The organism is Labilithrix luteola, from assembly GCF_001263205.1.
Taxonomy (GTDB): domain Bacteria; phylum Myxococcota_A; class Polyangia; order Polyangiales; family Polyangiaceae; genus Labilithrix; species Labilithrix luteola.
Genome location: NZ_CP012333.1, coordinates 11,039,315 through 11,060,063 on the forward strand (window position 1 = coordinate 11,039,315; position 20,749 = coordinate 11,060,063).

14 protein-coding genes are annotated in these 20,749 nt (G+C 64.7%); 3 read left to right on the top strand and 11 right to left on the bottom strand.

Annotated elements, in window-relative coordinates:
- Both AKJ09_RS47570 and AKJ09_RS47575 read left to right on the top strand, forming a co-directional pair.
- Complete coding sequence (locus tag AKJ09_RS47570; protein WP_146654497.1) at positions 1–2,634, top strand: ATP-binding cassette domain-containing protein; 2,634 nt, start codon at positions 1–3, stop codon at positions 2,632–2,634.
- Positions 2,631–4,718: an ATP-binding cassette domain-containing protein gene (locus tag AKJ09_RS47575; RefSeq protein WP_146654498.1), complete on the top strand. Its 2,088-nt coding sequence runs from the start codon at positions 2,631–2,633 to the stop codon at positions 4,716–4,718. Before AKJ09_RS47570 ends, AKJ09_RS47575 begins: the two co-directional genes overlap by 4 nt.
- Here AKJ09_RS47575 and AKJ09_RS47580 read toward each other — a convergent pair.
- From AKJ09_RS47580 to AKJ09_RS47595, 6 genes are all read right to left on the bottom strand, one after another.
- Positions 4,715–5,968 carry a hypothetical protein gene (locus tag AKJ09_RS47580; RefSeq protein WP_146654499.1) on the bottom strand — a complete coding sequence of 418 codons (1,254 nt, stop codon included), beginning with the start codon at positions 5,966–5,968 and terminating at the stop codon, positions 4,715–4,717. The genes AKJ09_RS47575 and AKJ09_RS47580 overlap by 4 nt on opposite strands.
- A gap of 242 nt (positions 5,969–6,210) precedes the next feature.
- The gene (locus AKJ09_RS53880) at positions 6,211–6,378 is read right to left on the bottom strand and encodes a hypothetical protein (RefSeq protein ID WP_169928527.1); all 168 of its coding nucleotides are present in this window, start codon (positions 6,376–6,378) and stop codon (positions 6,211–6,213) included.
- Positions 6,379–6,693: 315 nt separating this feature from the next.
- Entirely contained in the window at positions 6,694–6,861 is a 168-nt protein-coding gene (locus AKJ09_RS53885; RefSeq protein WP_169928529.1) for a hypothetical protein, read from the bottom strand.
- Between the two features lie 380 nt (positions 6,862–7,241).
- A complete protein-coding gene (locus AKJ09_RS47585; RefSeq protein ID WP_146654500.1) occupies positions 7,242–8,444 on the bottom strand; it encodes a S1 family peptidase in 1,203 nt (400 codons plus the stop codon).
- On the bottom strand, positions 8,422–10,053 hold the full coding sequence (locus tag AKJ09_RS47590) for a hypothetical protein (RefSeq protein WP_205633985.1): 1,632 nt from the start codon (positions 10,051–10,053) through the stop codon (positions 8,422–8,424). The genes AKJ09_RS47585 and AKJ09_RS47590 overlap by 23 nt, the downstream gene beginning before the upstream one ends.
- A gap of 16 nt (positions 10,054–10,069) precedes the next feature.
- The gene (locus tag AKJ09_RS47595) at positions 10,070–11,278 is read right to left on the bottom strand and encodes a hypothetical protein (protein WP_146654502.1); all 1,209 of its coding nucleotides are present in this window, start codon (positions 11,276–11,278) and stop codon (positions 10,070–10,072) included.
- 401 nt (positions 11,279–11,679) lie between these two features.
- Here AKJ09_RS47595 and AKJ09_RS47600 point away from each other — a divergent pair, with 401 nt between their 5' ends.
- On the top strand, positions 11,680–14,640 hold the full coding sequence (locus AKJ09_RS47600) for a thiopeptide-type bacteriocin biosynthesis protein (protein ID WP_146654503.1): 2,961 nt from the start codon (positions 11,680–11,682) through the stop codon (positions 14,638–14,640).
- A 9-nt stretch (positions 14,641–14,649) separates the two neighbouring features.
- Here the strand turns inward: AKJ09_RS47600 and AKJ09_RS47605 are convergent, their stop codons facing one another.
- The 5 genes from AKJ09_RS47605 to AKJ09_RS47625 are packed head-to-tail and all read right to left on the bottom strand — an operon-like array spanning position 14,650 to position 20,270.
- Entirely contained in the window at positions 14,650–15,882 is a 1,233-nt protein-coding gene (locus AKJ09_RS47605; RefSeq protein WP_146654504.1) for a hypothetical protein, read from the bottom strand.
- Positions 15,879–16,973 (bottom strand): PP2C family protein-serine/threonine phosphatase, encoded by a 1,095-nt coding sequence (locus tag AKJ09_RS47610; RefSeq protein ID WP_146654505.1) that lies wholly within the window; start codon positions 16,971–16,973, stop codon positions 15,879–15,881. The genes AKJ09_RS47605 and AKJ09_RS47610 overlap by 4 nt, the downstream gene beginning before the upstream one ends.
- Complete coding sequence (locus AKJ09_RS47615) at positions 16,919–17,917, bottom strand: serine/threonine-protein kinase (RefSeq protein ID WP_146654506.1); 999 nt, start codon at positions 17,915–17,917, stop codon at positions 16,919–16,921. Before AKJ09_RS47615 ends, AKJ09_RS47610 begins: the two co-directional genes overlap by 55 nt.
- Entirely contained in the window at positions 17,914–18,756 is an 843-nt protein-coding gene (locus tag AKJ09_RS47620) for a serine/threonine-protein kinase (protein WP_146654507.1), read from the bottom strand. The genes AKJ09_RS47615 and AKJ09_RS47620 overlap by 4 nt, the downstream gene beginning before the upstream one ends.
- Positions 18,756–20,270: a sigma 54-interacting transcriptional regulator gene (locus AKJ09_RS47625; RefSeq protein WP_146654508.1), complete on the bottom strand. Its 1,515-nt coding sequence runs from the start codon at positions 20,268–20,270 to the stop codon at positions 18,756–18,758. The genes AKJ09_RS47620 and AKJ09_RS47625 overlap by 1 nt, the downstream gene beginning before the upstream one ends.
- Positions 20,271–20,749 lie beyond the last annotated feature (479 nt).

Below are 20,749 nucleotides of genomic sequence, written 5' to 3' on the forward strand. Positions count from 1 at the left end.
ATGCAGCGTTCTTTTCTCGCGCCCGAGACGCTCCAGATCTCGATGATGGATTGTGGGGTGGCGTCTCTCACGACGCTCCTCGCCGGCTATGGCGTCCACGTCAACTACGAGCGCCTGCGCGCAGCGTGTCAGACCACCGTGGACGGCACGTCGATCGATGCTCTCGAAGACGTCGCGAACGATCTCGGCGTCGAAGTCGTCCAGCACCTGGTGCCGCTGCAGTACCTTCCGGAGGCGCTCGAGGGGCGCTTGCCCGCCATCCTCATCACCAGTGTCGAAGGGCAACCGCCGCATTTCGTCGTGCTCTGGAGGCGGATCGGGCGGTGGCTCCAGGTGATGGATCCGGCGTGCGGTCGCGTATGGACGACGCCCGAGAAGCTCGCCGCGGACTACTACATCGGAAACATCCAGCTCGAGGAGGAGGCGTTCCTCGATTGGTTCCCGACGAGTGTGTACAAGGATATCCTCCTACGCCTCGAGCGGTCGCTCCTCAGTGGCGCCGTCGCCGCGCAGGTTCGAGGCGAGCTCGAGGCGCCCCAGACCCCCCGCGAGCTCGCCGCGCTCGACTCGGCGCTGCGAATGACCGCGCGCCTCGGCGACGTGGAAAAGCAATCGGCCCGGTGGCGCAACGAAGCGTTCGAACGCATCCGTCGAGCCGCTCTCACGAACCCCGAACAGATCCCTCAGGTCTTTCGCGGCTTCCTTCCGAACGACGACGGCACGGTACACGTGCGCGCAGCCGTGGCCCTTGCCCCCGAACGCGCGAATCACGCGGTGAAGAAGCGCGCGGCCACCGAGCTTCCTGCCGCAAAGCTCCTCGTGAGGAAGGAAGAAACCGGCCGTCAGATCTGGAAACGGCTCCTCGCGCTGCTCGCCACCGACGCGCGCGTGCTCGCACTCACCACGGGCGTGGGTCTTTTCGTGACGGCGCTTGCGGGCGCTGCGGAGCTCCTTCTCTACCGCGCTGCGTGGGACGCGCCTCGCGCGCTGTCGACCTTCGGGCAGCGTCTGGCCGGCGTCTTCGTCATCGCGAGCCTGCTCGTCCTCGTCATGCTCCTCGAAGGCGCCCTCCTCTGGGCCAGTCGCTCGCTCGGGCGCTATCTCGAGGTGCGACTCCGTCTGCTCACGAGTACTCTCCTTCCGCGCGCGGACGACGAGTTCATACGCTCGCGCCCCACGTCGGACCTCGCCTATCGCGCGCACGCGTTGACGCTCGGCCGAGCGCTTCCGGCGACCATGGTGCGTCTCGTTCAGGAGGCGGCGAACCTCTCGATTTCGGTCGCCGCACTCGCGCTCATCGATCTTCCGAACCTTGCCGTCGCAGCGGCCGGCATCGTCGCCATGATGATCGCGCTCTTCTACGTGCGGAGCCGGTTGCAAGCCGTCGACCGGCGATTCCAGACGCACGGCGCACGCCTCCTCTCGATCTTCCTCGATGCGCTGCGAGGCTTCCGCCCGCTACGGCTCCACGGCTATCAGAACGCGTTCCGCGCAGACCAAGCACGCGAGCTCACCCTTTGGCAGCAAACCGGTGCGGTGCAGACGACGACGACCGCAGGGCTCGCATCGTTCGAAGAGGCGCTCGGCACGCTCGTGCTCCTGGCGCTCTTTCTCGTATACACGGTGCGGTCGAACGACCCGCGCGTCTTCGTCGTTCTGGCCTTTTGGGCATTCCGCATTCCCGCCTCGCTGAAGGTACTCTTCTCGCTCGTCGAGGCTTGGCCGGCACAGCGGAATGCCTTCACGCAACTCCTCGAGCTCGCGAGCTACGTCTCGGAGTCCGAGGAGGAAGCGCCGTCATCCATCGCCGATGCCACGATCCCGAACAGGGGAGTCGGCATTCAGGTCGACGGGCTCTCCGTCGTCGCGAACGGCCAGACGATCCTCGACACGGTAAACCTCGAGATTCCGCCGGCGCAACACGTGGCAATCGTCGGTCCGTCGGGCGCCGGTAAGTCATCGCTGGCAAGTGTTCTCCTCGGTCTCTACTCGCCGAGCGAAGGAAGGGTACTCATCGACGGCGCGGTCCTCGACAAGCAACGCCTCGCGCTCCTACGCGAAGAGACCGCGTGGGTCGATCCCGCAGGGCAGCTCTGGAATCAGAGTCTCTTCTCGAATCTCGAGTATGCCTCGCGCGGTCGTCGCCAGCGCGGTCTACTTCCGACCCTCGAGATGTCCGACCTCATCTCGGTGCTCGACGGCATGGAGCAGGGTCTGAACACGCAAGTGGGGTCGGAAGGGCGCCTCGTTTCGGGCGGCGAAGGACAACGCCTGCGGCTCGGCCGAGCGCTACTGCGGGAAGGCGCGCGCTTCGTCGTCCTCGATGAACCGTTCCGCGGCCTCGATCGCGTCAGTCGAAGACGGCTTGCGCTGCGGTCGAGACTGGCGTGGCAGCGCGCGACGATGCTCTTCATCAGCCACGACATCGGTCATGCACTCGACTTCGATCGCGTGCTCGTCGTCGAGGGAGGCCGGATCGTCGAAGACGGCCATCCGCTCGAGCTCCGCTCCAGGCCTTCGCGATTTGCAGCCCTGCTGGCGGCCGAGACCGAAGTGCTGAACGATACGTGGGCGACGAATCGTTGGCGAAGACTGCGCGTCGAGGACGGCGAGGTGCGCGAGGTGAACCCGTGAGCCAGAAGCTCCGCAACCTGCTCTGGCCGCCAACCGAGGTCCACCGCGCCCTCGAAGCGCTCTTCATGACAGCGGAGCTCTCGCGCGGTGCCGCGGGTCTTCCCAAGCTCCCCGCCGTCGATCGCCATATGCTCGATTGGCTCGTCAATGCTCCGCGTGCCGTCGGCATCGACGGATCGCTCGAGCGTCTCCCCAAGTCTGCACTGCTCGAAGAGTTCGCGACGCGAGGGACCTTCGTCGTCACGGTCCCGTGGGTCGAGAAGGGCGAGGTCGTCCCCTACTTCATGGCCCTCGTCTCGGAAGGGCTACGATGCCGGGTGGTTGCCCCTTCGAACGACGAGGTCGTCTCGAATCCTGCCGAGCTCTTCGACCTGCTCGACGAACAGGCCAAGACCACGGGCGGTGACTTGCGCGACGTCTTGCGCGATCTGCCGGGCGCAGTGGACGCACTCGACGCGCTGTATCGCCGCGATCGGGTCGACGGCTTCGCCTTCGGCGTCGTTCGCTACCGGCGCGACGGAGCATCGGCCTTCACGGATCAGCTCGACGCGCTCTCGGGCAGACGCTTGCTCTACGGCTTCTGCGTACTCTCGCTTCTCGAGCTCGCGCTCGGAGCAGGCGCGGCGTTGACGCTCGGCGAAGCCGCGGTCGAGGGCATCGTCGATCGAGGACGCATCATGGCTTGGGCCATGCTCTCGCTCGCGAACGTTCCACTGATGTACTGGTCGACATCGATGCTCGGCGGGCTCACGGTTCTTGCCGGCACCGCACTCAAACGACGTTTGCTCGAAGGGGCGATCTTCGTCGACGAGAAAATCCTCCGTGCCCAAGGCTACGGAGCTGCGCTGGCGCGCCTGAACGAGGCGAGCGTCGTCGAGCGAACGAGCCTCGCCGAGATCTTCGCGCTCATCACACCGCTGTCGATGTGGATCAGCGCGGCGTGGCTCTTCGCGCGTACGCCGTGGGCAGCCGCCCTGCTCGGCGTCCAGGTCGTCTCGATGGTGGTGGTCGGGTTGGTCGTCGCACGCCTCGTCCGCAATTACGATGCCGCCAACCTGCAGCGCCTGAAAATCACCGAGGATCTCATCGACAAGATCGTCGGACATCGAACACGCGCGATCCAGGAGGCCGCCTCGCAGCGTCACGACCAAGAGGACCGCGCGCTCTCCGCGTACGCCGCGACGGTGGCTTCACAAGACGGGCTCGTCGTCGCGCTCTCTTCGCTCAAACGCCTCTTCGGTCTCGCGGCTGCAAGCGTCCTCGCCGTGGCGTTCGTGCGTGGGGCAACAGCACCGGAGCTTCTGCCGGCGGCCGTCGGCGTGTTCCTCGCGATGCAAGCCATGACGGCCGCGACCGCCGCCGTCGAGCGCGGCCTGGGCTGGGCCGCAGCACTGCGCTCGATCGGTCCGCTGCTCACGGCCGGAAAAGAGCGGGAGCGGCCACAGCGCGACGTCGACGCCGAACAGGCGGGTCACCAGGTTCCCACCGTCGTCGCCGCGTCCGCGGTCTCGTTCTCCTATCGGCAGGGTGGACGGGTCGTTCTTCGGAACACGACCCTCCGCGTGAGGCGTGGCGAGCGAGTCTTGATCGAGGGCCGATCCGGCGGCGGCAAGACAACCCTCGCCAAGCTCATCGCGGGCGAGCTGCGCCCCAGCACGGGCTCACTCCTCGTCGGAGGTCTCGACGCATCGACGATGTCGCAAAGCCAGTGGCGAAGGCTCGTCGCCTCAGCCCCGCAGTTCCACGAGAACCACGTCTTCAACAACAGCTTCTCGTTCAACGTCGATCCCGCCTCTGGTCGTGAAGGCCTTACCGCATCCGCCGCCGAACTTTGCGAGGAGCTCGGGCTCGACGGCGTCCTCTCGCGCATGCCGGCGGGCCCGGCGCAGCTCCTCGGCGAGACAGGGTGGCAGCTCTCCCACGGCGAGCGAAGTCGCGTGTTCATCGCCCGAGCGCTGCTCCAGGGGGCAAAGGTCGTCGTCTTCGACGAGAGCTTCGCCGCGCTCGATCCCGTCACCATGCAGCGTGTGGTCGCCTGCGTCGTGCGACGTGCCCCGACGCTGTTCGTGATCGCTCACGTCTAGCGCGCGAGCACGGAAAGGGCGGGCACGAGGAGAAGGTCTTGCAGGAAGCGTTCGACGGCCGCCTCCTGCGCAGCGGTCACGTCCGCGCTTCGATGGACCAGCCGGCGCGCGAGCTCGTTTCGAGGCACTCCCTCGAGAAGGAGCCGGATGGCCGCCATCGCATTCTCGCCGAGCTCGACGCCGAGTGTATTTTCGCTGCCGTCCTCCGTGCGCTTCGCCATGCCGACGAATCCACGCATGAAGGTGTCGACCGCCGGCTGGTCCGGATAGCGGGAGCGAAGGAACTCGAGGACCTGGCCGCGGTCGTGCGCGTTCAGGAGAGCGGCCAGCACGAACCGCTCGCCCACGTCCGTCGTTCCTTTGCGGCTCAGTGCCAGGTCACGCCCTCGGCAGATCTCGTCGATGGATCGGAGAAGCTTGTCGACATCGGCCTTTCCGTGACGGGACTCGCAGACGCCCCGGCGGCTCTCGAACTCGGGCCCTCGTAGAGATCCCAGCTCCTCCATGCACCATCGCGCATGCGAATCGAGGAGGAAGAACGTATCTTCCAGTGTCGCATTCGTGAGGGCACGGTCGACGGCGTCCAGGTAGCACTCGGTATCGACCCGTGCGAGCGACTCGAGCGCCTCGAGCTGGAGGTCCCGTGCACGCGGCTTGTAGAACGGATCGAACGCGACGTGTGGCGCCAGGTATTCGTACTGCGGAGCGGCGTCGGGATTCGAACGCGTGCGAACAACGACCGTCGTGGAAGGCGCTTCGAGATGGAAGAGCGCGTGCGCGAATTCCCTGCCCGGCAAGATTCGACGCGTATCGCCGACCTCGAGCACCTCGCATCGTTCGGTGTAGACCTGACCGAGCAAGAAACGGCTGTTGACCCGACGCGTGCATTCGAAGCGCCGAATGGCGTGCAGACTCGAGCCACCGAGCACCTGGAATGCACCGCAGAAGCCGTGCTCGTGCGTGGACGTCGTCGCGTCGAACCAGAAGTAGACGTCGACGACGAACCGCGCGGTCGCGAAGAGGGTGAGCGGAGGTTCGCCGAACGTCGACTTGTCCGTCAGCTGCGCGGGCAGCTTGCCACCACTCGCAACGTCGTGAAGCAACTCCACGGGACGGACAGAGAGGTAGGCTGGCGTTCGTTCGAGCGCTTCGTGAGCGATGTCTGGAAAGCGCGTCTCGTCGTAGTCGACGGCGCGAAACGCACGCTCGATTCGTACGCCCAGCTCTTCGAAAAATACGGCGGCCGACATGGGGTTCCGATCGTCGATGGGAAATCGATCAAAAGCAACGAGGCGGGTGAGTCGTTCCGCGATTGGCACCTATCGCGACGACGCCTGCTCCTCGAGGCACAAACGCCAAACGGCCCACGAGTCCACTCGGAACTCACGGGCCGGTCGGTCGCGTTTGGCTTGGTTCAGAGAGTGACGGGGGAAAGGCAAACGGCCTGCAGGTCCCTCGAACCGCAAGCCGTGACGCCTCTCCTGCCTTTGGCTCAGCGCTCCGTGATGGGGCCCGAACCGCCGAGCGTACGGCTCATCGCCGCCTTCACGCCCGTACGGACCTTGCGCGCACGACGAATCTCGAGCTCCAGCGCCGGCTGGCTCTCGTTGACGTTGGCATTGACGTTCGATTCGACGGTGACGGTGTTCGGCTTCTCCATGGCATCCTCGCTGACTAGCACCGATTCCTCGGTGTTGATTGATACGGGCGCCGCCCCTCGCTGCGCTCGATGCTTTCTGTATTAGCAACGCTCAGGCCAAGTTCATCGAGCGTTCGGCCCAATACATTCCAGCTACTTATAGGCGCCCCCCAAGACGGGGCGTGCATCGCGAGTGCACTCGGTGCATTCCGAGAACAACTTCGTTTCACCCCGGTGCAATGATCGCCCACGAGTGGCCGCCTCGCTCGGGCACAAAAAGCAAACGGCCCACGAGTCCGTTCAGGCCCCGCAGACCGTAAGCAGCGAGCGATTCGCTCAGAACGTGATCGGAGTCCTACCGCTCATGGTGCGGCTTCCGTCTGCGAGACCGGCCTTGACGCTCGTGCGAATCTTGCGCGAACGGCGAACCTCGAGTTCCAGCGTGGGCTCGACGGTGGTGACGTTCTCGTTCGATTCGACGGGGTTCGTGTTCAGCTTTTCCATGATGTCCTCAGTCGGTATTCGCCGATTCCTCGGCGAGTGGTCGGATCGGCGCGGCGCCCCTCGCTGCGCTCGACGACTTCAACCTAAGCAACCGACATTCCATGAGGTTTTGACACACCGAGTGACACTCGACACGATGTCGATTCACGATCCGAACGTGAACGATCCGACTCGTGCACCATCCGTTCACCGAGTGCATCCGTGGAAGAATGAAGTCTCACCACCGTTCAAGGCGTGTGTGTATTCGCTTATCCCCGCGAACGGGCAGGCGCTTTGCACCACAAACGGCGACGGCCCGCGAGCCCTGCAGGATCCGCGAGCCGTAAGCGAGTCTTGGGCGAACGACGTGTCGCTCCGCCGTTCAAAGCGTGCGACTCACATCAATGACGACGTCGTCTCCCCACGCGCCGAGCCAGCGAGAGAACCGCGACGGCCGCGAGGACGGCGGATGCGTTCGACGTGACCCGCGCGCCGCCTGCCGAGCGGACGGCGCACGACGTCCCACCGCTCGGCGGTGTCGTCGCGTCGAGGCAGACGCTCGAGCCGCTGCCAGTATCGGTACAGACGAAGGCACCGCCGCAGTCGGTATCGGCCGCACATGTCTTCGAACACATCGATTGAGCACCGACGCCGACGCAGAAGTTCGAATTGCAGTCGTTCGAAGACTCGCACAATCCGCCGAGCTCCGCCGGGACGGCTCGACCTGCGCGCGGAGGCATCTTTCCAATCGACTGGAAGAATCGCTCGACGAAGTTGGTGTGCCGAGCGAACGGAATGGTCAAGGTCATCCCGTTCGCGCACGGCGTCCCGACGGCGGTCTCCGATGAGGGAAACACACCCGACGACGTCACTCCCAGCACCGCGCCGCGCGCATCGAACAGCGGCGAACCGCTGTCCCCTTCACAGGCGGTTACCGACGAGATCAAGTAAGCTCCGTCGGAGGAGAGGTTATCGCCGTGCGCGTTCTTGTACGTGCCAGCGCCGAGTCCAACGACCGTGCCCGTCCCACGTTGGCGGGCCTCTGGGTACGTTACGCTTTCGTCCGTCGCCCTGCCCCATCCCACCAGTGTCACCGGATCTGCGACCTTCGGCAGCGTATCGAGCTCCAACGTAGGAATCGAAACGCCCGTCACCGGTTCGGTGAGCTCGAGCCCGGCGATATCCTGATCACACTTGTCGGAGTCGAAGTCGACGACGACTCGTTTGACCTTGAAGGAGCGAACCTGCGTCGAGGTCGGCCCCACGTAGATCACGAATGTTTCGATCGGATAGGTTTCGCTCCCCAGAACGCATTGCGACGCGGAGTTGTTCACCAACCCCGAAGTGACGCAGTGGCGCGCGGTCAAAATCAGCGTAGGCGCGACGAGAACTCCGGTGCACTGAGTCGGGACTCGGGGGCCACCGGTTCCGTAGATCTTGATCACCGCGTCGTCGGTTGCCGATGACGTCGTCCCCCCGAGGATGGCCGAGCGCTGCATCGACGTCGGCTCGACTCCCTCCGACTCGTCGTTCGGCGGAGCACATGCCGCGAGCGCGATGACGAGGGCGCTCGAAACGAGCTCACGGACAGGCGATCGAGCCATTTTCCACTCCTGTTTCGGCGAACGTCATTCCCGTCCGAGTCCACACCTGCGCAGGAGACGCGGTATCGCTCGACATGCAATACAACGCGCTCGTCCCGCCCAACGTCCCATTCGGAGCGAAGACGATCGACGGATTGATCGTGCCGATGAGCTTCGTCTTGATGGGCGGAGAGTTACCGAGCAGGCTCACCGCGGTCGCGATCGTGTCCGACTTCACGTTGATCGCGTTGTCGCCGGTCGTGGCGACGCCGACGCCGTCGAGGTATTGGCGCGCGTTCACTGTAACCATCGACGTGTTCGCGCTGCTCGCCCCGGCGAGCGCTGCGTAGGCCGCGAGCAGACCACAATCGGCCGTCCTCGCGACGGACGGTCCGGTGCGGGCGCTACGCGAAAGCAGGTCGCTGGCGACAGCCGTATAGTTGTCGTCTGTCGTCGAGTTTCCGACCCAATCGACCGCGAAGAAGCGTTCCTTGTGTTTCTTGTTCACCGCGGCGAAAGACTCCTCGACCCTCGAATACCGCCCCATCAAGAGGAACGCCGGAGGCTCTTGTCCTTGGTTGATCCCGGGCCACCGGTTGTCGGTACTCGTGATGAACTCTGCTGCCACGACTCCAGCGGAGAGCACCACCAAGTCGGCCTTCTCGAGCGCCACGGCCTGCGCAGACTGCACCAGCGTCGGAGCGGCGTTGCTGTTGATCGCGGTGGTCATCGAAATGACTTTGTAGTTCGATTGCCCAGCCGCCGGCTGGCCGTTCAGCTGCAGGCCATCTTCGAACTTCGCGAGGAAGGCTTGATCGGCCTCGTCGCTCGTCTTCACGAGCACGACCTTCACTTCCGTCTTGCTCCGCTTCGACGCGACGAGTTCGGCGACGAGCGCGGCCGCACGCTGAAACGGCTTCACGGCCAGATTCAGGTTCGGAGCACAGCTGTAGACGCGTCGGCGCGAGTCCGGCTGATCGACGAGGAGCGTGTCGTCGATCGTCGGAGCGAACATCGGTGTATCGACGCTGTCACCGGCCGCATACTCACGAAATTTCGCATTCGTGAAGGGGCCGATGATCGATTTTGGCCGTAGCGACAAGAGATGAGGAAGCGTCGTCGTGAGCTGGCTCTCGTCGCACTCGACGATGGCGATGGCCTTCGTGTGCGCTCCCGCCTGGGCACGCGAGTTCCACTCCGATGCGAGCCATCGGAGTGTATCGTCCACTCGCCCGTACTCTTCCGCCGCCGCGCCGGCGTGAGGGACGAGCGCGCCCAACAGCAGCGTGTCGTCGTTCTCCACCGGCCCGATGAGCGAACAACTCGAATTCGACGGCATCAACGGAAGACAGGCGCTGTCGACGCAGCGGGAGGGCGCGTTCAAACGGGCGCGGCAGTCCGCGGAGCTACTGCACGCAGAGCCGACCGCAAGCCCCGCCTCGGGAGCTACGATCGCTTCGCACAAGCCCTCGTTCGAGCACCGACTCGTCGAGAATTCGGCTCCGCGTGCTCGACAATCGGCGGTCGACGAGCACTGAATGCCCGAGCGTGCGACGATCGATTCACAGTTGAGGATGCCTCCGGCGAGTGCGAGCAAACCGCAAAACGCGAGTGTCCCGAATCGGGTCATACGAATTCAGACCTCGTCAGTCGTTCGGAATGAGGGCGACGTGATAACTGGCCGGCATGTACGCGCCCTTGTCGTCGAGCTCCGGGAAGACCGGACTCCCGAAGAACAAGAATGTATACGCTTTACGGTCCTGAACGTCAGCAACCTTGAGGCCATTCGAAAGGGCATCGATGCTGGCGACCGAACGCTCCCGCACGGGCGAGTTGGCGATTTCGTAGGTCCAGGCGAGGGAGGTCATGGTCTTCAAATCGGTGACCTCGGTGCCAGGTGCCGGCACGAGGACGCCGCTATCCTGGAAACCGTGCGCGCCTCCGTCGAATTCGGTACCCAGGATGGGCTCGCTGCGCACACCACCGTCCGCCGCCGGGTCCGCGTAACGAATGACCGGCAGCACTACGGGAGGCATGTCGTTGAGGTCGATCGCCTTCCACTTGGTGCCCGACGAGCCGAAGATGAACTGGGCGCGATTCTTCCCGGCGGCCGTGGCCGGCGTCGGGTCGAGCTCGTACGCCAACGTTTGGAGGTAGGACTTCGTGCCGTCGAAGCCACCGTCCTGCCCGATGAGCGTCCCTCCTGGACACTCCCCGGTGGTGTAGTCCGCGTTGACCGGCGTGGCCCTCGGGCAACCGGTCGCCAGGACGACGTACGACCGATCGTCGCGGAAGAAGGTGCGAGGAAGCGGTGCAGCGAGCTCGAAGTCGACGCCGTCGAGGAGAGAGCCCGTGCCAGCGTCGGAGTCGCGCACTTCCTTCACGATGTCCGTGCAGGACTTGGTGGAGAGGTCGAACGCATCGAGGGACGGTGCGTAAAACAGAGCCACCCGGAGAGACCGGCCGGCGAGCTTGCCTCCGGCAACGTCGAGACGGGCGAACTCACCGGCCGCGAGCCCCTTGGGGTTGTCGGGAAATGCCGGAGCATCGATCACGTCGGCAAACGTGGGTTCATCGGTGGTCGTGCTCGAAAGGAGACAGATGCGGACGGCGCTGTCGATGGAGGTAAGGTCGCTCGCGAAGTAAACGCGGGCACCGGGCGCGCTTGCGTCGGGCTGCGCGACGTCTGGGGTCGCGGCGTCATTGCCAGGCGTTACCGGGGCCGAATCGTTGCCACCGGCGTCGCCGCCGGATTCGACTGTCTCGTTCGTCGTGTCGTCCGAGCAGGCGGAAGCGAATGCGACCGCGGCCGCCGTCGAAAGGGATCCCAGGAACAGAAGAACTCGCTTGTCCACGTGTACGCCTCCTCAGCGAAGAAAGATCTCCCGCGGGTACGCGCGGGGCAGGCGGTTCATCCCGACCGCTCGTGTCGCCGCCGCCTCGAACCGAATCAACCGTGATTCGAGTGTCGTCGGCTGCTGACGAACAGTTGACGAACAGTCGCATGAGTCGTGCCACGCCTTAAGAACGACGCAGTGACAATCACCCTACGCGACAAAGCGCGTGTCTTAGCGTCTAGTTCGACTCGAATTTTGGCATTCGGTGAACCATTCGTTCACTCGGGAATGAACAACCAGGACACTCCCGTTCAACCACGCAGCGGGGTCCGCCACAGATCGACCGGCGTCGCCACGATGAGCGCTCCCCTCGCCGACGGCGCATCTGGCATGAATCACGCTTGGTATTCTCGACCGCAATGAAACATCTTCGGTGGGCCGACTTCTGCGTGGTGCGCTCCGCGCTCCTTCCCGTCGAATTCGAGCTTGCCGCGAATGGGACTCCGCTTGCGGAGGCGTCGAAGAAGCTCCTATCGGATGCGCTCGTGCGACGTGCCTTGCGAACGGCATCGCCGTCCATCCTGGCCGCTCATGACGATCCGAAGCGCGCGACGGCGTCTGCCCACAACGCGCTCGTCCGCTACGTGGAGCGCATGCGAGGGCGAGCGACGCCGTTCGCGCTGTTGGCAGGCTACAGCGTCGTCCGAGCGGATGCCCCCGAAGCGCGCGGTGTCCGCTTGGTACCGAGGGAACAGTATCGCCATCGCGTTCGACTCGACCTCGACGCGGTCGGCGCCATCGTCCGCGACGATGCGATCGCACGTTTCGCCGAGGTGCGTTGGAAGGCCAAACGAGACGTCATCCGGTTTCGTGACGTCATCCGTGTGGTCAAGCGCAATCCCGACGAATCGCTCTCCTACGATGATGTCGCCCGCACGCCGGCGCTCGATGCCGTGCTGAGCTGCGCGCACGAGCCGCGCACCGTCACCGAGCTCGTGGCGACGATCCCCGGGAGCCATCCGGAGGCGTCGAAGCACGCCTTCGTGAAGCGCATCATCGAGGCCGAGATTCTCGTCCCAGAGCACTTCCCGGCATTGCTCACGCACGACGAACGCCGGCCGCTCACTTCGATCCGCAAAGCGGGCGACCTCCTCGAAGCGAGCACCACGATACGGGACACGGCTCTCGGAGACGTCGTCGACGACAAGCTCCTTCGCGTCGAGCAGGCCCTCGGCAAGGTCCTTCCCGCGGAGATGGGCTCGCGTCTGATTCACGACCTCGTCAAGCCAATCGAGGGCAGTGGTCTCCTGCGCGCCGGCGCAGACGCCGAGCTTCGCAAGGTCGCTTCGCTGTTGTCGTCGCTCGAGTGGCGCGGACGCGATTCGCGTATCGACGACTTCCACGCCTATTTCAGCCAGCGGTACGAGAATCGTGAGATGCGTCTCGTCGACGTGCTCGACGAGGACCGCGGATACAACTTTCCCGAAGAGCCGACCGCGACACCGGATCCACGCGTCAAACAGTGGATGGCAACGCGCGAACGCTGGCGGCACCGCACGCAAGCTCCGGACGTGCGGAGCGTCGAGCTCACGGACGAAGACATCGCACAGCTCTCTCGGACGTCACCCGCACAGACGAGCGGAGCGCTGCTCTGCAGCCTCGCCCTCGACGAAAGCGGTGAGCTCGAGATCTGGGCTCCCAGCCTCTACGGCGCCCCCGGCTCGCACATGTTCGCGCGCGGGACCGGCGCCGACAGCGAGCTTCATGAGTGTACGCGGCGCTGGCTCACCGAAGCGGCCGGGTTCGAGCCGTCGGACGTCGAGGTTGTCGACCTCTCGTATTTCATCGTGGGAAAGGCCGCCGCCATTTCTCAGTATCCGCCGCTCCTGCCGAACGAGCTGACGCTGACTGCCGCGACCGAAGCAGAGACGAGCATCGATGTGAACGACTTGCTCGTCAGCGTAGGAGCAAAAGGGTTCGTCCTCCGGAACGCGCGCAGCGGTCGTTACGTGGCTCTCCGGACCACGAACGCGGTCAACTACTCCCTGGCCGACACGACGAGCCTCGTCCGGTTCCTCGGCGCCCTGCAAGGTTTGCAAGCGTCGTTCGGTACCATGGCCTGGCCGGAGGACCGTAACGTCCCATTCTTCCCGCGGCTCCAGTGGAAGCGCCACGTGCTCGCCTGCGCGCAATGGTGCCTCGAGGGGCCGGGCGTCGAGCGAATGCTGAAGGCCGGCACCGGCGACCAGCTCGAAGCCGTCCGCGCGTTGCGCAGCGAGCATCGACTACCGCGTCACGTCCTCTACCTCGAGAAGCACGATCATTGGCTCCACATCGACCTCGAATGTCCGTTGAGCGTCGGCGCGTGGCTCGACATCGCGAAAGCGCCCGTGCTTCTCCGCGAGCAGTTCCCCGTCGAACGCTCCGCCGTGCACGGGCCCGAGGGCCACTTCGCACACGAAGTGGTGTTTCCCTTCTTCGGAGAAGCCGCCACCGAGAAGCCGAAGCATGCCGCGACCGCCCCGCGCATGATCGAGCCGAGCATCATGGACACCGTGCCCCCGGGCGGCGAGTGGCTGTACGTCGAGCTCCTCGGCAGCCGGCAGGAGCTCCTGACGATCGCGTGCGAGCTCGTCGAGAACGTCCTCGCGCCACACCACACGGGCGGCAACATCGAGCGCTGGTTCTATCTGCCCTACGCCGATCGCGAACCTCGCCTACGCATCCGCGCGAAGGGTGATGCGAAGGCGTTGCTCGGTGACCTCTTCCCCGCTTTGCGCGCGGCGGTTGCCCCCGCCTTCAGGAACGGCCTCGTTCGCGACATCGCCATCCGCACATACGATCGTGAGACGTACCGCTATGGCGGAGCGCTCGGAATGGATCTGACGGAGGCCGTCTGGACGCAGAGCAGCATCGAGGTCATCGCGCGAATCGGTGAGATCGGTGACGTCTTCGAGATGGCGGAAGAGGAGCTCGTCTTGGAGCTCGTTCGCGTCCATACGTGGCTTCTCGACCACGCGCTCGAGGATCCCGCCACGAAGCGTGACGTCGCGGCGGTTGCCTTTCGCGGTTACGCGCGGACCGAGACACCACTCGATCTTCGAAGAGCGGGCTCGGAACTTCATCGAAAACTCCGCGATCGCCTCCCAGCGGAGACGACCTCACTCGACAACGCGGAGCTTCGAGAGACCTTCGCCGCGATTCGCGAAGGCGTCGACCGTGGAGCGATCAGCCAGCCGTTGGCCGATCTCCTCGCGGACTACCTCCATACGCAGACGATTCGACTGACCACGGCGTGGCACTCGAACACGAAGCTCGAGGCACTCTCCTACGTCGTCCTCGAGAAGGTCTACGCCGCGCAGGCCGCGCGCAAGCGTTGAGGTCGAGACTCAGGTAAGAGCGCCCTCGAAGGTCTCGTCCACGAAGTGGAAGAAGCAGACCGTCGTACGATGTCCATCGGGCTGTGCGTCTCGCCAATGCGGAAGGTCCGTCCCTCGATAGAGGACGCCGTCGCCGATGCCGAGACGCACGGGCCGCGCTTCGCCACGCACTTCGAGATAGATGGGCCAGGCCGTGTCGGCGTCGGTCTCCGGATCTGCGTCGAAAGGAACGGAGAGATTCCAAACGCACTGTGCCCGATCGGTGTGACGGGCGAGAACCGCACCAGGCTCGTAGAGACCCAAGTAGCAGTAAGACGCCTTGATCGGTTGGGGCACAATCCGATTCAACAGGTCGACGAGCTGACTATGCACGAAGCGCGCAACGTCTTCGTTGTGACACCAGCTGCGCTTCGCCACCTGTCCGTCATCGAGCATGAAGGCGCCGGCGAGGCTCGCCGCTCGGTAATAGCGACGCATGAGCTGCAACTGAATGGGATTCAGCAGGTCGCGGATGACCACGAACTCGTCACGTTCGAGACTGGCCCGACAATCACGGACACGCGCCTCCCACGCCTTTCCCCTCGACTCGGACCAATCCGAGGGAACGACGACGTGCGCACGTCGCAAGATCTCCGACCGAAGAATGGTGTTCGCACGACTGGGAACGAGGTCGGCGAGGTCGCCTTCGGGGACCGACTTTCCTCGCAACGCCTCCAAGGTCTCCGCCGTCTTCTCGGGCACACGATAAGGCGCGGCGACCTGTGTTCCAGGATCGACGATCCAGAGAACCGTGTCGTCATCGCCGATGAACGACGCTTGCTCGACCCGACCGCGGAGCTCCTCGGGAATGCTGCCCGCGCCGTGCTGCACGTGCGCGTTGGGATTTACGACGAGAGACTCCGGCGCGACGGTAGCGTCGAAGTTGAGGACGTTCGGCGCGGGGATCAAGTCTTGGTTCTGTGGCCAGCCGAAGTCGTAGCCGATCGGTCCCGGCTCTTCGTCCTCGGGCGTGAGCATGCCGAGCTGGACGAGCCTCTGGGCCAGCTCCGGCCCCGGCTCCACGGGCGCGTCGTCGTCGAGGGTTGCTGCGAGAAGGAATTTCGCCATTTCGAAATTCGCGGCAGAGTCGGACTCCAACGTCAGCGTCTGTGCGCCGATCCCCTTGCGATTCCAGATAGCGGTAATCTTCAATCGCAGCGTCGGATTGATGACGACCGACTTCTTCTCCGACGATGTGCTCATGACGACCGCCTGTCTTCGGAGAGCCTGGCTCGCATACGATGACTTCGTCGTTTCGACTCGCGCACACCGACGAGGACGACGGTGACGTTGTCCTTCCCTCCCCGATGATTCGCGGCCTCGACGAGGCTTCGCGCGGCAGCGTCGAGATCGGACTGTTGCGACTCGAGAAGCGCCTTCGCCTCCTCGTCCGGGACCATCTTGTTGAGGCCATCGGAACACAATAGATAGAGGTCATCCGACTGAGGACGGTCGACGACGACGTCGACCTTCACGCGAGACCGCACGCCGAGCGCGCGCCGTACGTAGCCGGAGAAGCCTCCGCTGATTCCTTGCGCACCGAGCGTATGATCGGTGGTTAGCAGCTTGAGCTGACCGCCTCGAAGACGGTAGCAGCGACTGTCGCCGACGTGAGCGATGAAGGCTCGTCGCTTCCGCCGGACGAATCGCGCAGCCACGATCGTCGTGCCCATTCCGTGATATTCGGGCTGTTTCGCGGCCTGTTCGTGAATCATCTCGTTCGCAATCTCGATTGCGGTGACGAGTTCGCGTGCGCGTCGAGGACGCCGAGGGTGGTCGACCGTTTCGATCGGGCCGGTGGAGAAGACATGCTCGATCGAATCCACCGCGATTCGGCTGGCCACGGCACCGCCTGCGCTGCCTCCCATGCCATCGGCGACCACGAACAACGACTGGGCCTCGTCGAGCAGATAGGCGTCTTCGTTGTTTCGTCGGCGCATACCGCGATCCGATTGCGCAGCGGCGGTAAGCAGGAACAGGTCCGAACTCCCCGTCGTCTCGTCGCCCTCGGCATCTGGCTCGAAGATCGTCAACGAGCCCGAAGTCGTCATCGTCTCGTCCGGAGCTTCGCTGTTGGCGAGTTGCGGGAGCGTGGCGGGCGACTTCATCGACGGGGACATTCTGGTGAGGTCCGCGTCGTCGGCCTCGTCGTCGGACGGGCGTGCAGGGGCTGCCTTGCGCACGGACACCGAACGCGATGCGCGGGGACGAGCCCGACGCAGTTCGAGAACGATGAGTGTCAAGGCGACGATGAGGACCGCGACGGCGAACAGAACAGTCGAGTTGTTGCCCACGTCAATGCGCTCCTACGCAGTCGAACCTTCGATACGTGCTCAGTGCTTTGCCGGTGCCCAGGGATCGTCCTTGTCGAGATTCGGGCCCGTCGGCTTCGACGTCGGCGGTGGAGGTGGTGGAGGCGGCGGCGGCGCAGGCTTGGCCTCGACGGAAGCGACGGGGGAGTCGACACTGCCGGCGGTGGAGCGGGATGCACGACCTTGGACGCCGGCATCCAGACCGGAACCTTCTTGGTCTCCTTCGTCGCCTCCACCTTCCCGCTCTTCGCGCCCGAAGGCTGCGAAGCGGGTTCGGGATCCAGAGCCAGATCGACGGTCATCTGCGCGCCCTCGATCGTGATCCACTCCGACTTCGCGGAGTAGCCCGCCACTTCGCCACGCACGCGGTGCTTGATGGAATTGCGCGGCAACGTGGTCGTGGCCGGATTCGTGTCGAGCGGCGCGTCGTCGAGGAAGATCTTGGCATCCGGCGGCGTCACTCGAATCGTGACCTCGCACGAAGCTTGCGACGAGGTCGACGCTGCAGTCGCCGCGATCGAGGGCTCCTTTCCTCGAGCGAGTACGACGACGAGAGCACTCGCGGCGACGACGGCGACCGCGCCGAGCGCCCAGAGTCGCCACTTCGAACGCGGAAGCTCGGGAACCGCCACGGTCTGCGATTGCGCGAGCGCGCTCGCGGCGCCGGCGGAGCCTCCTGTCGACGTGGTCGTCGGGCTGAAGACGGGAATGAGCGAGCTCTTCTCCTGCCCGACTCGACCGAGCTCCGCCTCGATCACCGACTTGAGCTTTGCACGCTTGTCGGAGAACAGATCGGCGACGAACTTGCCGAGCTCTTTGGAGGTGGCCCGCAGCTCCGGGCGTGAGGCAACGTACGAATCGATGGCTGTCTGGAACTCGGCGGCCGTCGAGAAGCGAGCCGATGGATGAAGCGCAAGCGCCTTCATACAAATGGCGTCGAGCTCGGGAGAAACCTCCCGCACGCTGCTCGGGGCGGGATGTTCCCCGTCGCAACACGCTGGAAGATCTCCGCGTCGGAGAGCCCCTTCCAGAGCCTCCGGCCCGCAAGGGCCTGCCACAAGATCACCCCGACCGCGAAGACGTCGGCACGACGATCGATCTGTTTGCCGCCGAATTGCTCGGCCGGCATGTAGGCGCACTTCCCCTTCATCACGCCGGTACGCGTGTCGCCGGTGGAGTCCGCGGCCTTCGCGATCCCGAAGTCGAGCAATTTGACGTGCCCCTCGTACGTCACCATGACGTTGTGAGGGGAAACGTCGCGATGCACGACGTTGAGCGGAATACCGTCGAAGTCCTTCAGCTCGTGCGCGAAGTCGAGCCCCTGCAGCATCTGCGCGATGACGTGCAGATGGAGCTTGAGCGGCATGTCGAACTCGCCGCCCGCATCGCTCTGGGCCTCCCCTTCCTGATCTTTGCGGAGCTTCGCGAGACGGCGCACGATGCTCTCGAGCGACTGCCCGTCGAGAAACTCCATCGCGATGAAGTGGTGCTCCCCGTCGAAGCCGACTTCCGTGGTGTGAACGACGTTCGGATGGTCGATGCGGGCCGATAGCCGCGCCTCCTCGAGGAACATCCGAAGGAAGTCCGCTTCGGACGCGAGCGCGGGCCGGAGTCGCTTGACCACGACGAGCTTGTTGAAGCCTCCCGGCCCCTGAATCGCGGCAAGGTAGGCGGTCGCCATTCCGCCGCGACCGAGCTCCGCAAGCAGCGAATACTTCGGTCCGCTGATCGGGAGGCTGCTGCTGGCTGGATTCTGCATCGCCATCACAGGCCGTGCTTTCTCATCAGGCGATAGATGTACGTACGGTTGACGCAGGCTTCGCGTGCGAGAGCCGCAACGTTGCGGTCGTGGCGCGCAAGCATGTGGACGAGGTATTCGCGCTCGCCGCGGTCGATCCACTTCTCGCGGAAGATGCGAAAGTCACCTTCGAACGGAACCGCCGGCTCGTTCTCCGGTGGCCGTGAAGGCATGCGCTGCCGCCCGAACATGGACACGACGGACGCGCCGGTGCCCGTGCCGGTGCCGGTCGACGTCCCGGTGCCGGTCCCATTCAGTGACATCTCGACGGGCGTGGTGCCGCTTTCGGCGTCGTCGTTGTCCTCGACGAGGGTGGGTAGCCCCAGAGGGCCCGGCGGCGGAAGGGTCGGTCGCGTCCGCGGCGTCGAATGGGAGGTAGGAGCCTCTTCGTCCGAGAACGTGGAGCGAATGACGGGACGAAGCGAACCCTCGCCGAGGGCTCGCGCGCGTTCGACGTGGTTGCGAAGCTCTCGCACGTTGCCGCGCCACGGGTGCGCCGCGAGGCTGGCGATGAACTCGGGGCTCAGCTTTTCGCCCTCGAGGAAGTGCTCCACCAGAAACTCGATGTCTTCCTTTCGATCCCGCAACGGCGGCACGCGGACCGGAAGCACGCAGAGGCGGAAGTACAAGTCCTCGCGGAACTCGCCGCGCGACACCATGGAGAGCAGATCCCGGTGCGTCGCCGAAACGAACCGCACGTTGACCGGTCGATGAATCGACTCACCGATGCGTCGAACGGTGCGCTGCTCGAGGACGCGCAGGAGCTTCGGCTGCATCGAGATCGGCAGCTCGCCGATCTCGTCGAGAAAGACGGTGCCGCCCTCCGCGCTCTCGATCGCACCCGCACGCGCCTGCGCGGCTCCCGTGAACGCGCCCTTCGTGTGTCCGAACAATTCGGCGTCGAGCAGGTTCTCCGGAAGGGCCGCGCAATCGACCACCACGAAGGGCCCTTTGTCGCGGAGGCTGGCGTCGTGGATCGAGCGGGCCACCACCTCTTTGCCGGTACCCGTTTCGCCCGTGATGAGGATCGATGCGTCGGTGGGCGCAACGCGAGCGACGAGCGCGAAGAGCTCGCGCATCGCTTTGCTGTGACCGACCATTCGGTGGAACCGGCTGCCGTTCCACAGCTCGACGGGGGCCGACACGGCATTCGAGTACTCGACGAAGATCGACGTCGTCCCGAGTTGAATCTCTCCGTTTCCCTTCAGGATCGACTCTCGCGTCGACTTCTCGTTGACGAACGTCCCGTTGCGGCTCGAGAGATCGCGCACCCAGAGCCCTTCGTCGCGCGGATCGAGCTCGGCGTGAATGCGCGAGACCGTCATGTCGTCGACGACGAGATCAGCGGACGACGACGCTCCGACCACCATCCGTTTCTCGATGTACGTCTCGTGCGCTCCCGACCGATCGGCCCACGAAATACGTGGAAATCGGCGCGTCGAAAGGACGATACCCATGGGCGTCGGCGAGCGAACGAACATCCCTCTCAACTTCCTTCACTGCGAACCAAAACTTCGGCGGACACCGCGCTGAACCAGCCTCACCCGCCCACGAGCACGCGCGTAACGTCGCGATCTCGAGCGATCACGAGGAGAAGAGGCGCTCGCGCGCCCGCCTCTACACCAGCATGATCGAAGCACGGAATGCCACTTCGAGCGTCGAATCGCTCTTGCGAGGCACCATGAATGTACCTGCAATACATCGGATACGGGAGACGGACGGGCGCCAGCTTATTGCGAGATGCCGTCACAAGTGAGGATTCGTCCGTCGCAAAGCATGAAACATTCCACATGTCGGTATCGCGAAGATCGCTGCCGGCACCTCTCTTCTGTGTGGCGGAGCGAGCGACACGACGCAGGCCTGTGGCGTCGACCGCGACACGTCGAGCATCTCCCGCGACGGGCTACGCGAACTGCCGCGACGACACGCTTGGTGTCGAAATCATGACGGAATTATGGCC

Coding starts and splice junctions, on each gene's coding strand:
- AKJ09_RS47600 (WP_146654503.1), top strand. CDS start 11,680: ATGAAACATCTTCGGTGGGCCGACTTCTGCGTGGTGCGCTCCGCGCTC.
- AKJ09_RS47625 (WP_146654508.1), bottom strand. CDS start 20,270: ATGTTCGTTCGCTCGCCGACGCCCATGGGTATCGTCCTTTCGACGCGC.
- AKJ09_RS47590 (WP_205633985.1), bottom strand. CDS start 10,053: ATGACCCGATTCGGGACACTCGCGTTTTGCGGTTTGCTCGCACTCGCC.
- AKJ09_RS47605 (WP_146654504.1), bottom strand. CDS start 15,882: ATGAGCACATCGTCGGAGAAGAAGTCGGTCGTCATCAATCCGACGCTG.
- AKJ09_RS47580 (WP_146654499.1), bottom strand. CDS start 5,968: ATGTCGGCCGCCGTATTTTTCGAAGAGCTGGGCGTACGAATCGAGCGT.
- AKJ09_RS47615 (WP_146654506.1), bottom strand. CDS start 17,917: ATGAAGGCGCTTGCGCTTCATCCATCGGCTCGCTTCTCGACGGCCGCC.
- AKJ09_RS47620 (WP_146654507.1), bottom strand. CDS start 18,756: ATGGCGATGCAGAATCCAGCCAGCAGCAGCCTCCCGATCAGCGGACCG.
- AKJ09_RS47585 (WP_146654500.1), bottom strand. CDS start 8,444: ATGGCTCGATCGCCTGTCCGTGAGCTCGTTTCGAGCGCCCTCGTCATC.
- AKJ09_RS47570 (WP_146654497.1), top strand. CDS start 1: ATGCAGCGTTCTTTTCTCGCGCCCGAGACGCTCCAGATCTCGATGATG.
- AKJ09_RS53880 (WP_169928527.1), bottom strand. CDS start 6,378: ATGGAGAAGCCGAACACCGTCACCGTCGAATCGAACGTCAATGCCAAC.
- AKJ09_RS53885 (WP_169928529.1), bottom strand. CDS start 6,861: ATGGAAAAGCTGAACACGAACCCCGTCGAATCGAACGAGAACGTCACC.